Below are 13,930 nucleotides of genomic sequence, written 5' to 3'. Positions count from 1 at the left end.
CATGTCGCATTATGGTGCGAAGCGGAGAGCAATAAACGTAAATTCGTGTGTTGCTCTATCGGGGCCGGGCTATGCTGCCCTGAATGACGACGTCCCACGGCCCCGAATACAACGAGGTGGAATTCCCCCTGATGGGGCAGCTCAGTGGCCTTGGCTGGGACATTCTGTTAGGCGACACCTTCGTTCCGGCCCTGACCGAGCGCGAGTCGTTCAAGGAAACCCTGCTGATGGGCCGACTACGGGCGGCAGTGCGGCGGATTAACCTACCCCACTGCCCCTGGCTGGACGACAGCCACGTCACCGAAGCGCTCAGTGCCTTCACCCGCCTGCCTGCCGGAGTCAACGGCCTGATGGCGGTCAATGCCCACCTGACGGGACTGCTGCTCGACGGCGTGCAGGTGACGGGGCCAGACGGCAAGGGGCACACGGTGCGCTTCTTGGACTTCCGGAACCCAGCCAACAACGACCTGTTGGCGGTCAACCAGTTCCGGGTGGACCCGCCGGGGTACACCGGTGGGCCGGGTTTCATCATTCCCGACCTCGTCCTGTTCGTGAATGGCCTGCCCTTGGTGGTAGTCGAGTGCAAGTCGCCCGATGTAACCTCGCCGATGGAAAAAGCCGTGGGCGACCTGCTGATGTACCAGAACCTGCGCGGGAGCACCGAACCCGAAGGCGTGGAGCGCTTCTTTCACACGGTGCAGCTGTTGGTCGGCACCAACTTCTATGGGGCCGTCCTCGGTACCGTGGGTGCGCCGATGGAAGCCTTCCTGACGTGGAAGGACACCTATCCCTTCACGCGGGAACAGGTGCAGACCACGCTCGGTAAGCCGAAGCTGCACCCGCAGCAGGTCTTGACAGCGGGCGTCCTGAACCCGGCGACCCTGCTTGACCTGCTAGAGAACTTCACCCTGACCGATGCGGGGGGCAAGCGCGTGGCCCGCTATCAGCAGTACCGAGCGGTGCGGCGGGCACTGACGCGGCTCCAGACTGGGGAAACTCGGCTCCTGGGCGCTGAGCATGACAAGCGCGGCGGCATCGTCTGGCATACGCAGGGGTCAGGCAAAAGTCTGACCATGATGTTTTTAGTGCGGGCCATTCGCACCGTGCCGGAACTGCGCCCGTTCAAGATTGTGGTGGTCACTGACCGCCGTGACTTAGAGAAGCAACTGAGCAGCACCGCCAGGGTCGCCGGAGAGCCACTGACAGTGGCCAAGGGGGTCAAGGCCCTCAACTCGGCCCTCGCCCAACCGGGGCCGGGGTTCGTGTTCGGCATGGTGCAGAAGCTTCGTGGACAGACCGGCGAGGACTTCGACCCCCAGCAGGCGGTGCTGAACCCCAGCGAGAAGATTCTCGTGCTGGTGGACGAGGCCCACCGCTCACACACCAACACCCAGCACGCGCACCTGCGGGCGGCCCTGCCGAATGCGGCGCTCATCGGTTTTACCGGAACTCCCATCATTCAGGGCCAGCAAAAGAAGACCCAGGACATTTTCGGCCCCATCATCGACCAGTACACCATCCTGGAGAGCCAGCAGGATAAGGCCACCGTGCCGATTCTGTACGAGGGCCGCAGCGTCAAGGCGTTCCTGAAAGACGGGCAGTCGCTCGACGGTCTGTTCGACGTGTTCTTCGATGAGCTGGACGATGCGGCCCGGAAGAAACTGCAAGAGAAGTACGGCACGCTGGGCGAACTGCTGAACTCCCCTAAACTCATAGCCCTGAAAGCCGAAGACATGCTGCTCCACTATGCTTCTCAGGTGCTGCCGAATGGCTTCAAGGCGCAGGTGGTGGCGCACAGCCGCGAGGCCGCCGTCGAATACCACCGGGCGTTCTTGAAGGCGCAGGTAAATCTGGTAGACGAGCTGAAAAACTTGCCTCCCAGTTTCTTGAGCCTTTCTCCCGACAAGCTGGGTAATCTTCCTGAACGCACCCGCTCCCTTGTCCTGGCCCACCCTTACCGGGAGCGGCTGAGCAAGCTGGAATTCGCCCCGGTAATTTCAGACGGCGGGAAGTCCGACCCGGCGGACTGGGCGCAGTGGACGGATTCGACGAAGCAAGAAGGCCGCATCGGGGAAGGCGGGCAGTTTAAAGACCCGGCGCACCCGCTCAGCATCCTCATCGTCAAGAGCATGTTGCTCACCGGCTTCGACGCCCCCGTCGAGCAGGCCCTTTATTTGGACAGAAATATTCGCAACCATGAGCTGCTTCAGGCCATCGCCCGCGTCAACCGGACTGCGCCGCACAAGACCCACGGTTTAGTCGTGGACTACTACGGGGTCGGCCACCACCTCGCGCAGGCGCTGAGTGACTACACGCAGACCGACGTGGCTGGGGCCATGAACTCGATTAAGGACACCCTGCCAGTGCTGGAGACAGCCCACCACGACGTGCGGCGCATCTTCACCGAGGCCGGAATCGGGCTGGAGAACCGCGAGGACGCCGTCAACCATCTGATTGACCCGAAACTCCGGGCCGAGTTCAAGGTCAGACTCTCAGCCTTTCTGAACGCGCTGGACATCGTGCTGCCCCGCCCGGAAGCCCTCCGGTACGTGCAGGACGCCGCCCTGCTGGGCCGGATTGCCGACACCGCCCGTCAGGTGTATGCCGAAGGAGAAACAGATTCCCCTCTGGGTGGCGGCGAGAAGGTCAGGGCGCTTATCGCGCAATATGTGGACGCCAGCGGGATTCAGGTCAAGGTGCCGCGCATTGAGGTGCTCGACCCGAACTTCCGGCAGGAGGTCGGCGGGTTCACGTCCAAGCGCACCCAGGCCGCCGCGATGGAACACGCCGCCCGGCTCTTTATCAACACCCGAATCGGCGATGACCCGGTGTACTACCGCAAGCTCAGCGAGCGGCTGGAAGAACTCCTGAAGCTGCATGCCCAGCACTGGGACGCGCTGGTCGAAGCCCTCCTGGCCTTCTTCGAGGCGATGCAGGCGGGACGGCCTGCCGACACCACCGGCCTGAACCCGCACACCGAAGCGCCGTTCTTCAGCCTGCTCCTAGAAGCTCAGCCGGAGAAGCCCGAAGACCTCACCGGAGCGCAGGGCCAGCGGCTGATACAGGGGACAGTGCATATCGTCCAGGCGTTACGCCAGCGCACGGCGATTCCGGACTTCTGGCGCAACGCTGTACAGCAGGGCAAAGTCCGGGGCTGGCTGGCGAGCTACCTGGACGACCAAGGCCTGATACCGTTCTCGACATGCGAAGCGGTGGCCGACGAGTTGATGAATCTGGCGCGGCGGCTTCATCTGCGCTGGGTGACACCGGGCTAACGCTGGCCCCTGCCGAATGGACGCTGACGCTGCACGACCTGACCTTCACGGTGCGGGAGAGTGCCCGGCGGAGGACGGTGAGCCTCGGTCTGGAGCGCGACGGAGCCCTGTTGATTCTGGCCCCCAGCGGCACCGAGGCGGGCGTGCTGCGGCAACTGGTCTTGTCCCGGCAAGATTGGCTCTACGGCAAGCTGGCCGAAAAGACCCGTCTGCACCGGCCCCGCCGCGAACGGGAATTCGTGGCAGGCGAGGGATTTTTCCATGCTGGGCGGTCATACCGGTTGCTTCTCACGGAGAAGCAGCCCGAAGAAGAAGCGCTCAATTTGAAGGGGGGACGCTTTCAGCTTCACCGTGCCGAAGCGTCGCGGGGCCGCGAGCTGTTTATTCAGTGGTACTCCGACCATCTCTCGACTTGGGCCAAGGAGCAAATCATTCGTCTGCACTCTCGGTTGCGCGTCCAACCCTCCAGCGTGCGCGTGGCAGACCTCGGTCAGCGGTGGGGGTCATGCGGTACCGGACAGGCCGTGGCCCTGCACTGGCGGGTAGCCCTGTTGCCACGCCGGATGGCTGAATACGTGCTGGTGCATGAACTCGTGCATCTGGAACACCACCATCACCGCGAGGCGTTTTGGACTCGCTTGGGCGTCCTACTGCCGGATTACGCCGAGCGCAAGTCGTGGCTGGCCCTGCATGGTGCCGAGTATGACCTCTAGGCTGGCTGCGAAGGGACTCATCGGCAGGACAGTGGCTGCGACGGTAAGGAGTGCGCCGAAAAGTTGCTGTTGCACCGCTGAACCGACCCCTTTTTTCCACCAGAAAACGGCCCGCAGCAAAGTTGTAATGCTGTCCTGAGGAGGCCCCCCCGTGTACATCGACGCGCCCGCCAACAGGCAAAGTCCGAGAGGTTGTAGGACTCCCCCCATACACCCGCCCCGGAGTTGCACGCGACTTGACCTTGCTTCGACGCACAAACGGTCAAGTCATCGGCCCAACCCCAGCGCCGCCTGAAGGCGTCGTGGCGCTTACGCGCCGATTGCGCTGTGAAGGGTTAATTTCAAGGTTGTTTGGTTTCGTATCGCACAATGCCGGGCGCGACGTGTATCTCAAGCAAGCGATGGGCCTCACCACGTCGTTTTTCAGCATCGGGAAGCTGGCGTGTGCTTTCCTAACCCTGGCCAGGGATTTCTCTTGACTTTGAATTCTTATTTTTGGGACTCTGGTAAGTAATGATTGTATCTTCATCCACCCCTATAGCCAGAATAGTACGTCTGGGACGAGGAATTCCCCGATTTCATTCCACAAGAGCAGTACAGTGATGGCAACACCGCCAGCGAAGGTCACGCGAGAAGAGTTGTTGCCCATCCTTAACACCACTCTACGGGGCGAGGTCACCGTGATTGTGGCTCCACCGGGCTCACAAAAAAGCGCGGCTATGTATCAGGCTGTGCATGACATTGTTCTTGACCGTTCGTCTCGCCTGCTCCCCCGGTACCGAGTCTTGTGGGCCACCCACGGCACACAGGAAAAAGAGTCGAAAGATTCCAAAGAGTCTCTGGGACAAGAAGCCAAATGCCGACTCCATGCCCTGCTTGACCCCCGATTCAATATCTTTGCAGCCGACCCCTTCGAGAGACCGTGGGAAGTCGTCAACATCTTGTATGGCCACGACTACGCCACGCAGAACGGCATCAACTATTACGAGCAGTTTGATGAGGCTCACCGAACACTGGCTCAGGTGGTCAGTCACGCCCATTTACCCTCATTTCTCCAACATCCGGAGCACAAGCTCTCTAAGCTCCTGCTGAAGGACGTGCAACTCATCGTTGTGGACGAAGACCCTGTCGGCTCGTTCATATACACCCTTGAGGACTCCGAAAAGAGCAACCCGTTGACGTTGGCCTTCTTTGAGAAACATCAGGCGAGTGGAACAGATGGGCCCATCGAGGGGGCATTGCTCAGGCTCATGCACCGGGCCTTGCGGGGTGAGTTCAATGCCTCTGCTGACAGGGTAGATGACGGTATCAAGAAAAAGACGCTGTTTAGCCTCACTGGAAAGGTGTTCTGGACTGAATTGCATAGAGAATTGGCGGGCCTGAGCCTGAACACGGCCTGCTTTAAGCACGCCCTCAAGAAAGCCACCAAGGGGCGGAAATCCCCTGTGCCAGAAGACTTTTTCCGCACGTTTGAAGAAGACCTGTCCAGTCCCTGCAACACCAGTGCCCGCTTCGGCTTAACTTGGGACAAGAACAGCAAAGGGGAGGTCACCCAGATGAAGTTCCGAGGTGAAGTGCTGCGCGTCCTGCCCCGCGACACTCCACCCATCATCATCTTGGATGCCTATGCCAGTCCAGAACTGCGGCAGTACGAACGGATGTTTCCCCACCACACGGTGCGCTATGTCCAGAACTGGCCTTACACGCCGCTTGACATCGAGTATGTAGGAGACAAAGAGGCCGAGGAGGACGCGCTCGAAATCGACCGCAAGAACCTTCGGAAGGGCACTCAGCAGCTCAAGCGGCTCCACTATCTGATGGCGGAGACCGGCGAACTGACGCGGGGCCACGCGGCAGGCACGGTGGTCTTGTCCTATAAGGAATCTGTCGAGGTTCTGCAAGACGAAGCACCTCAAGAGCGGTGGTCATGGCACTTTGAGCCGCCGTTGGCGCCGGGAGCCATCCGGTTCATGTACTGGTTCAGTGGTCGTGGCGTGAACACCTTCGATGGCAGGCATGTCGTGGCTTGGCATGCCCCGCGACGCCCCAAAACCTATGAACTCCACACGCTGGCGGCCTTGGCCCCCCACTCTCCACAAGACCGCAAGCAACTTGCTCTCCACGGCTATCAGAGTGAGCTGCTTCAGATGCTCCACCGGGGTAGACAGACCAATTATCCTGTAGGAGAGCGTCCGCGTGTGGTCTTGATGTTCAATCCCGGCCCGTTGCCGACCTCTTGGGCACGGTGCCGGAAGTTCACGCCCCGCCTAGCCTTTCAGCGCTGGAGTCGCAATCCGCTTCATGCGGGCGCGGTGCAGGCTCTGGCCGAGGAGCTGTTTGTGCTCTTCGGTGGGGTGCCTCATGCGTGCCTGGCTGGGCTAGGTCTCTACAAGCTCAAACCGCAGGAGGCCGCCCTGTGGAGGGTTGCCCAGGCCAAAGTGGTCAAGAGGCTCACCACCTTTAGGCGGGCGGGCACCGACGCCAAGGTGCTGACGGCGTGGCTCTCGAATCCAGACGCCATCCAACGCCTCTTGGGTGAATTTGACGCTGCGGACGGCGCCCATACCCGGCTTGTTGAGGCCCTCTTGCACGCGGCCCCATCAGCTCGGCTGCACACGCTCAACAGTCATAACGTGGCTGTGCCTAAAACGATAGGAACATCTACCACTCGCATCTATGCCGAGAGTCCAGCCGAGGCAGAAGAGGTTCTTCGTCGTCTGTTGAGGTGAATTTCTTTCTCCGCCAACAGAGTTCTCTTGGTTTCTTTTTTCTCTTTTTTTGATTCCGCCTCCCCCTTCACCCTCTGCCCGCCCAGTCTCCCGCTGGGCGGTTTGTTTTGCCTAGGAGCATCCCATGACATACACCCGCACGTTGACTCCCCGTATCCAAGCCCAACACCGACAAGTTCAGGAAGCCCACAGCCTCGGTTTCCTGAACCCCGAAATCGCCGAACTTCTCGACCTCAGCCTGTCCACCGTCAAGCGCTGCAAGAACGAACTTGGCCTCGGCAGCAACGAACCCCGTAATGCCTTGGCCAAGTGCGGAGAAGAGGTGGTAGCCGAATACCTAACCGCTGAGGGCCACCCTGTCTACCGGCAGTGGCATACCGCCCCCGATGACCTGCGCGTCAATGGGTGGCGGCTGGATGTCAAAACCACTGGCAGCCTTCACGGCAGATGCTTTCGCTTCCGCCTCGATGAACGCCGTACCACCAAGAGGGGCCAGAAGGTCTACCAGAAAGACTTCCAGCGAGACGTGGATTTCTTCTTGCTGGCCGTGGTGGAAGAGGGCGTCCTGACCCAACTGTACTGCGTGCCTGTCGCCCTCCACGCGCCTATTCTTTCGGTTTGCCCCGGCGACCCCGCCTGCGCTTTTGCGCCGTACCGGTGGGCGACGCATCTGCTGGGATTGCCGATGCGTCAGGCAGTGTGAGCGGCACGCCCCAGAACGGCAGCAGCGCGTCGAGGGCATCCACCAAGGCGTCCAGACGGCTGCGGTCAAGGGTCATCTCCCAGCCGAGGGGGCCGCCCCCCTGCTCGGCAGTGAGCCAAGCCCGCAATCCACCCACTGTCCATTCGTTGCGGCCAAACACCACTTCCACCTGCCCAGCGGCGATGGCCTGCCGCCATTGGGGGAGACGGCTGCGGAAGCTCTCCGGCTCGCTCAGCAGCAGGTCTGGGATGCTGCGCCGCCGCTGGTTGCGGGGGCCCTGAATGTCGGTGTCGAGCCAAAGGAGAGCCTCTTCCAGCGGGCAAATCGCCACCCACAGCAGCAGCGAGGCACACAGCTGCACCCCCACCGAGGCCCGGTTGTTGCCGTAAGGGTGTTCTTCGCGCCATGCGATGTATTCAAGGTTGCCTCTCAATGCAATGGTGGCCGCACAGACCTGCTGCTGGAGGACAGTCGGCTTGGCACTCATCGGCTCACCCTTTGATTCGCCATCAGACGGTCGGCGGGCGAGACTCGGCCATGCACCTGCTGAAGGTCTTCGGGCAGGAGCTGGACGTAGCGGCGGGTCATGTCGAGGTTGGTGTGGCCCATGACGTGCTGGAGCGAGAACACATCGCCCCCGTTGCGCAGGTAGTTGACGGCAAAGGCCCGCCGAAAAGCGTGCGGCGCGGCATGGGCCCTCGGAATCGCGGCCTGCTTCGCGAGGTCGGCCAGCACCTGTGAAACGCCGGAGCGGGTCAGGGGCAGCCCGGTTCGGCCTAAGAAAACTCCTTGCACACTGATATGCCGAGGCTGGCGGTGGCGACGAATGTATCTCTCTAGCGTTTCGGTAGAACGCATGCCTAGCGGAACCACCCGCTCCTTGTTGCCCTTGCCAACGACCAGGAGGTGGCCTTCGGTAAAGCGCACATCGGTCAGGGTGAGTCCAGCCAGTTCAGCCAGCCGCAGCCCCGTATCGAAGAGAGTCACGACCATCGCTGTGTCGCGGCCTTTACTTGGACTCTTACGGGCCACATCCAGCAAGCGGCGGCACTCGTCGGGACTGAGCGTGACCATCATTCGCTGCGGTTTCTGGGGTCGTTCCAGACGGCGAGTCGGGTCACGGTCGAGCAACTCTTCAGCTACGGCCCAGCCGAACAATCCTTTCAGGGCGCGGTAATGGGCGTCAATGCCGCCTTCGGCGAGGCCCTTCTCTTGCAGATGCTCCAGGTATCCCCGCAGGTCGCCCACTGTGACGCCCTCGGCCTGCATGGGGTGCTCCACTTCGGTCAGGAAGCGGCATAGACTCCGGGCGGTGGCCCGATAGTAGGTGAGTGTGTACTCGCTGCGCCGCCGCAGCTTCAGGCTCCGGGCGTGACGTTCCCACAGTTCGGACAAGTTCATGAGTGCCCCCTTGCGGTGTTCGGGGTCAACTTTCGGCCTACCGTGCTGAATAGTGTGTTGCTCTCCGGACTGCCCAGACCACACGATTCGGCCTATCTCATCTCACTCATGACGCGAGAGCAAAACGAAAAAACCCCGTCCTAGACGGGGCTAAAAGCTCTTGGTGGCAAAGGCCGGATTTGAACCGGCGACCCAACGATTTTCAGTCGTTTGCTCTACCAGCTGAGCTACTTTGCCGAAATTCCCCAAAAGGGGAGGGGATGGCGGTCCGGACGGGATTTGAACCCGCGACCTTCTGCGTGACAGGCAGATATGCTAACCGCTACACTACCGGACCATTCCTTAAACTGTAGGCCGCTTCAGTCCTCCCAGAAGAAGACACTGAAAAGCAGCGGGGTTAAGGATAGCCGCGCTCCTGCGCCTTGTCAACCGGACGGCAAGAGGGCGGCCAGAAATTGGGGGTCTGCACCGCTCAAAAAGGACTAAAACGGCACGGCCCGCACGCTCTGAACGGGGCTGAGGGCGTCGGCATCCAGCATCAGCTCTAGGTACTCGCGGCTGTGTAGCGCGTCAATCATGGCAAAGTCGGGGCGGCCTTCTTCGTCTTCATGAATGTAGATTCCGTTTTCCAGTTGGGTGTGGCCGTACACGCCGAAGGCCAAGCCTGCCATCTGCACGTATTCCGGTGAGTCGCGAAACCAGCGTTTGGTGGAATGATCGGCGTAAAAGAGGTCGTCGTAATAGGTGTGCGCGGGCAGAGGGCTGACATGCGCGAACTGCACCCCGGCCAGCCGGATTTCCCGAATGAAACCCTGAATCCAGACGCTCAGGTGGGGCGGCAGATGAATGCCGCCGTGCGCCGGGTCGAATTCCACATGCACCATGCCAGCCGTCGTGCCCAACACATACGAGGTATTCAGCACCGCGTCGTCGTGGTTGCCCAAAATGAGATGCACGGCGTGTGGCGCGGCCTCCTGATAAGTTTTCAGGCGCTCCAGTTGCTTGACCTGCTCGCGGGCGGCCAAAAATAAGTGGTCAGGGTCGCGGGGATCGAAGTCCAGCAGCCCCGTCAGGCGGGCATATTCGCGCAAGTTTTTGGGATGCACGAGGTCGCCGATGATGACCACCTGATACAAGCCCGCCCGCACCGGCAAGGTGGGCAGGCCGTCCAGATCCACGCAACTCGCCGCCCGGAGCGCTCCCCACAAGCCGTCCCAGTCGGCGTGAACGTCCCCTATGGCAATAAACTTCTGCACGCCCCTCGCCTCCTGTCTGCTGGCTCTTTCCGCTCCTATTCTGCCCTAAGCTCAGGCCGTTCCGCAGGGCAAATGCCGGATTAGCCCTTCAGAATCCCCTGAAGTTCCTTATAAATGGCTCGGCTTTCGTCCACGGTTTCGCCGTAGCCACGAAGCACCACCCGCGCCGCCGCGCCGCCTTTGCCCGCCGCCTTCAGTTGCTCCATCAGGTCTTCGATGTGCCGCCGCGCTTTTTCCATCTGAGGATCGCGGGGTGGTTCGGGCGGCAGCGGTACGGCTCCGGTCATGCTCACGGCCCCTTCCTCGGCCTCCACATCCAGATCGGAGGTATTGGCCCCGTCCTCGGCGTCGTATTCCACCCACTGCCCTTCCGTGCTGCTGCCCACCCCAAACAGGCGGCCCGCATCGGCAAGGGCGGCCAACTTCGCATCGGCCAGCGAGTGCGCCTGTGCCAGCCCTTCACGCTGCACACCCAGCACCGTCAGACGGGCACGCACCACCGGCGGCGTCATAGAGTCGCAGCCCCAGCCGATGCCCCACGTCGGGTCGACGCGGTCTAGCAGTGCGGCCAAGGAATCGGGGTCAGGGGCGGGCGTCACGCGGGCCTGATCGCCCCGAACTTCTAGGGTTGCCCAAGCGGTCATGCTGGCACGCAGCGCCTCACGTACACGGTCTAGGTCGGCCATAGGCCCTGAGTCTAGCGGCTGGGGTGCGGGTGTGCAGCGACAGGTTGGCGAAAGATGGAGATGGCGTTTTGGGCCGCTGCTGTGAAGTGAAAAAGCAGCAAGCTTGAGCCTTCACGCTTCACAGGAAGTTCAGTCAGTTCTCTTGGCTCGTTCCCACGCTTTCCCCCACCCCCCAGCCCCCGCCCCCAAAGGGTGCAGGGGAGTTTGTCGCTGCGCTCGGCAGGATTGATCTTGTCGCGTCCAGACTCGGCTGAATCGTCCCTCTGAAGCGGAATTGCCAGTCGTCTTGAACATGGAATTGGCCCGCGCGTTGCACGCACGACGGCCTCACACTCAACGGGAAGTTAGGTTTTGGGTTTGCAATACAGAACAACCGGAGCGCCGTATCTGCCCAGCGCCCCGCTTTTCCCACTACCCACTCACCACTTACTGCGTTTTACCTTGTCAACGCCTCCTCCAAGGCTTCCGCGAAGGCTTCCTCGTCATCTATCCACGGGTAGTGTCCGGCGTCCAGCACGGTCACGTCGGCGTCGGCTAAGTCGGCTAGCCAGCCTACCTGTTCGGGGTAACTCGTGCGGTCTTGTCCGCCCGCAATGACAAAAATGGGGCGGCGTACTTCTTGCAAAAAGGGCGTGTATTCAAACTCCCACATGCCCTGATACACCAGCGCCTCCTGCACTTCGCCGCCGCCTGCCAACTGGCCCCCAGCATCGGCAAATTCCAAATGCATTCGGCTGGGCGCGTCTTTGAACTGCATGGCGTTCAGGAGGTCGCGCCCGTTCAGCAGCTCAAAGGCGGCTTCTACGCGGGCGTTGCCTACTGCCGGATATTCGCCTTCGGGCGTGTTGGCCCGCAGATCGGCGGCGGGATCGTGCAGGGCCACTTTGCGGCGGGCGCTTGCCTCACTCAGCAGGGTCAGGGCCAATTCGGGAAAATGTACCCACGGATTGACCACCACCACCCGCGCCGTCGTTTGGGGATGCCGCCGTGCATATTCCAGCGCCACCAGCGCCCCGAACCCGTGTCCTAGCGGAATAATAGGCCCCAAGTCCAAGTGGTCGCGCAGGGCTTCCACATCGGCCACCAACGTATCCAGATCCAGCGCGGCGTCGCCCTGCTCGGTGTCTTCCAGCGGCCCGCTACGCCCCGATCCGCGCTGATCCAGATAAATTACGCGGCGGTGTTCCAGCCGTTCTCCAAACAGCGCCCGGAAGGAATAGCTGTTGTAGCCGGGGCCGCCGTGCAAATAGATGATGGCAGGAGCGTCGGTGTCTTCCGGCCCGGTCACCTCGAAATATAAATCTGCACCGTTCAGGCGCTCTTCAAAGGCATCGTCAGACCACGTCATACCGGCATTCTAGGGCAGGGGTGGGGATTCAAAAGCGTCTAAGGGGCGAGGGTCTAAGGGTCTAAGAAGGGATTGTTTGATATGTGGGTGGGTTGGCACTCGTTTGTCATGGTGGAAGGTGAACCCCCCCGTTGCTGTGCAACGCCCCCCTTAAGGGGAGGACCAAAGCACTTGCGCTCCCCTCTAACGGGGGCTGGCTGCGGACTGGTACAGCTGCGAAGCAGAGCAGACTGGGGGTTTACACGCAGCGTCCATTCCCCTCTCCCGATTCCCAGCGAATCTTTAGCCTGCCGTCACGCAGAGGCCAGCGGCGGGCGCTATGACTGGAGCTATGACCAAAAGCGATGACAGCACTTTGGGCGGCCTCCCAGACGATGCGGGCAACGGCATGAGCGAGCGGGCCGGGTACACCGATGAGTCGGAAAGCGGGATGGCCGACACGCCCACCGTCACGGGCGGCCCCACCCACACCCGCGACGCCGACTCAGCGGTGCCGCAGCAGCCCGGCCAATCGGATAGCGCGGCCAGCACAGGCACCAGCTTCGGCAGCACTCCGGGGGATGACAAGGGGCTGTAATCGGCTGAGCAACTGCTCTAGCGCGTATAGACCTTGTACCGCGCCGTGATGTCGAAGGTGACGCACGGCGTTTCTCCTACCCTCACGGGAGCCACGCACACGGTCAGTTTGCCGCCCGCACTCACGGTATCGGCCTTATTTTGGCCCGCTACGTCGCTGAGTTTCTTAAATTGCCCGGTCAGCTCTACCGCCTCATAGGTGGCCGAATCTACAGCGCGGTGCAGGGCGTCGGCCCCAGGATTCACCAGCGGCGACAGCGGCAACCATTTGCCGTTGCCCCGGCTGTCTTTGGCATACAGTGTGGCCGAGACCCGTGGAATAAAATAAAATGTCCGCGCCCCCGGCCAGCGTTGCCGCAATGCCAGCGGCAAGCGCAGGGTACACAGCGGGTAGCTTTCATCGAGCAAGAGGTAATTCTGGCGCGGCGATTTGAAATAGGTGTCGTTACAAGTCAGGCCGATTTTTTGGCGCGGTACGACGATGGGCCGGGCAGAAGCGGACGGCGTGGACGGTGCAGCAGCAGGCGGCGTGAGCGTAGTGGCCGAAACGAAGCCGAGGGTGGCGAGGGCCAGCAAGCTGAGGGTACGGTTCATGGGATGCCTCCTGCGCGGTGAAAGAAATGTCTGCTCAACGGCCTGCGCTTAATTGGCCTGAATAAGCTGCGCGATAACGCTTTGATCGGCCAGCGTAAAACTGCAACTGAAATCGGTGCGGGTGTCGCCCTGCCTGACCCAGCCGTCCCAGCGTTTGCCGTCCGCATTGGCGCTGAATTGCCCCGACGCTTCCTGCCAACTGGGGAAAGCCAAGTCGCTCTGAATCTGCAACAGTTGGCCGCTCACTTCGGCTTGGCAGCGGTTCATCAGGGCAGAGTTGGCTATGCCGCCCGCTGTATCGTCGGTGGCCCGGTCACTGGGCAACAGGTTGGGAAACAGCAGCAAGGTGGCCGCCACGACAGGTACGGCAGCCAGCGCCCAGCGCAGTGACCACCACCAAGGCGCGGGCCGGGGCCGAAGCTGAGCGCGAACTTCCTGACGGTAAGCCTGCACCGCCTCCTGATGACGCACTTGGGACGTACTGTGCGCCAGCGCCTCTGCCGCCGCCACCTCCTCGGCCTCGATGCGCTGCCGCTCTTCGTTGCTCAGCATGCTCATCAGAGTGCGCTACACATGACACTCCGGTCATCCATCAAAAGGTGTCAGGCAAAAGGTGGAGACTGGCCCTTCGTTTCCCTAATTCCCCTCA

The 13,930-nt window shown here is 61.5% G+C and carries 12 protein-coding genes and 2 tRNA genes; 5 read left to right on the top strand and 9 right to left on the bottom strand.

All coding sequences use genetic code 11. The features are described 5' to 3' along the window. The first annotated feature begins 83 nt into the window (after positions 1-83). From E7T06_RS06095 to E7T06_RS06080, 4 genes are all read left to right on the top strand, one after another. The gene (locus tag E7T06_RS06095) at positions 84-3,275 is read left to right on the top strand and encodes an HsdR family type I site-specific deoxyribonuclease (RefSeq protein WP_136364941.1); all 3,192 of its coding nucleotides are present in this window, start codon (positions 84-86) and stop codon (positions 3,273-3,275) included. After that, entirely contained in the window at positions 3,203-3,988 is a 786-nt protein-coding gene (locus E7T06_RS06090) for a YgjP-like metallopeptidase domain-containing protein (RefSeq protein WP_136364940.1), read from the top strand. The genes E7T06_RS06095 and E7T06_RS06090 overlap by 73 nt, the downstream gene beginning before the upstream one ends. Before the next feature lie 602 nt (positions 3,989-4,590). Continuing rightward, entirely contained in the window at positions 4,591-6,717 is a 2,127-nt protein-coding gene (locus E7T06_RS06085; RefSeq protein ID WP_136364939.1) for a hypothetical protein, read from the top strand. A gap of 124 nt (positions 6,718-6,841) precedes the next feature. Beyond that, positions 6,842-7,420 carry a hypothetical protein gene (locus tag E7T06_RS06080; RefSeq protein WP_136364938.1) on the top strand — a complete coding sequence of 193 codons (579 nt, stop codon included), beginning with the start codon at positions 6,842-6,844 and terminating at the stop codon, positions 7,418-7,420. On the opposite strand, the gene E7T06_RS06075 is transcribed toward E7T06_RS06080, so the two are convergent. From E7T06_RS06075 to E7T06_RS06045, 7 genes are all read right to left on the bottom strand, one after another. Beyond that, entirely contained in the window at positions 7,323-7,907 is a 585-nt protein-coding gene (locus E7T06_RS06075; RefSeq protein WP_136364937.1) for a hypothetical protein, read from the bottom strand. The genes E7T06_RS06080 and E7T06_RS06075 overlap by 98 nt on opposite strands. Then, complete coding sequence (locus E7T06_RS06070; protein WP_136364936.1) at positions 7,904-8,821, bottom strand: tyrosine-type recombinase/integrase; 918 nt, start codon at positions 8,819-8,821, stop codon at positions 7,904-7,906. The genes E7T06_RS06075 and E7T06_RS06070 overlap by 4 nt, the downstream gene beginning before the upstream one ends. Positions 8,822-8,982: 161 nt before the next feature. Beyond that, positions 8,983-9,058: transfer RNA gene (locus E7T06_RS06065), tRNA-Phe, on the bottom strand. 24 nt (positions 9,059-9,082) lie between these two features. Next, positions 9,083-9,158: transfer RNA gene (locus tag E7T06_RS06060), tRNA-Asp, on the bottom strand. A gap of 145 nt (positions 9,159-9,303) precedes the next feature. Next, positions 9,304-10,077, bottom strand: coding sequence for a metallophosphoesterase (locus E7T06_RS06055; RefSeq protein ID WP_136364935.1), 774 nt, complete (start codon positions 10,075-10,077; stop codon positions 9,304-9,306). 80 nt (positions 10,078-10,157) lie between these two features. Further along, on the bottom strand, positions 10,158-10,763 hold the full coding sequence (locus E7T06_RS06050) for a single-stranded DNA-binding protein (RefSeq protein WP_136364934.1): 606 nt from the start codon (positions 10,761-10,763) through the stop codon (positions 10,158-10,160). Positions 10,764-11,199: 436 nt separating this feature from the next. Further along, positions 11,200-12,111: an alpha/beta hydrolase gene (locus E7T06_RS06045; protein WP_136364933.1), complete on the bottom strand. Its 912-nt coding sequence runs from the start codon at positions 12,109-12,111 to the stop codon at positions 11,200-11,202. A 331-nt stretch (positions 12,112-12,442) separates the two neighbouring features. Here E7T06_RS06045 and E7T06_RS06040 point away from each other — a divergent pair, with 331 nt between their 5' ends. Next, complete coding sequence (locus E7T06_RS06040; protein WP_136364932.1) at positions 12,443-12,688, top strand: hypothetical protein; 246 nt, start codon at positions 12,443-12,445, stop codon at positions 12,686-12,688. A 17-nt stretch (positions 12,689-12,705) separates the two neighbouring features. Here E7T06_RS06040 and E7T06_RS06035 read toward each other — a convergent pair whose 3' ends face one another. Both E7T06_RS06035 and E7T06_RS06030 read right to left on the bottom strand, forming a co-directional pair. Next, positions 12,706-13,281: a hypothetical protein gene (locus E7T06_RS06035; protein ID WP_136364931.1), complete on the bottom strand. Its 576-nt coding sequence runs from the start codon at positions 13,279-13,281 to the stop codon at positions 12,706-12,708. Between the two features lie 48 nt (positions 13,282-13,329). Further along, a complete protein-coding gene (locus E7T06_RS06030; RefSeq protein WP_136364930.1) occupies positions 13,330-13,833 on the bottom strand; it encodes a hypothetical protein in 504 nt (167 codons plus the stop codon). Positions 13,834-13,930: the final 97 nt, after the last annotated feature.

Source organism: Deinococcus sp. Arct2-2 (assembly GCF_004801315.1).
GTDB lineage: Bacteria > Deinococcota > Deinococci > Deinococcales > Deinococcaceae > Deinococcus.
This window is presented reverse-complemented; position numbering and strand designations above follow the sequence as displayed.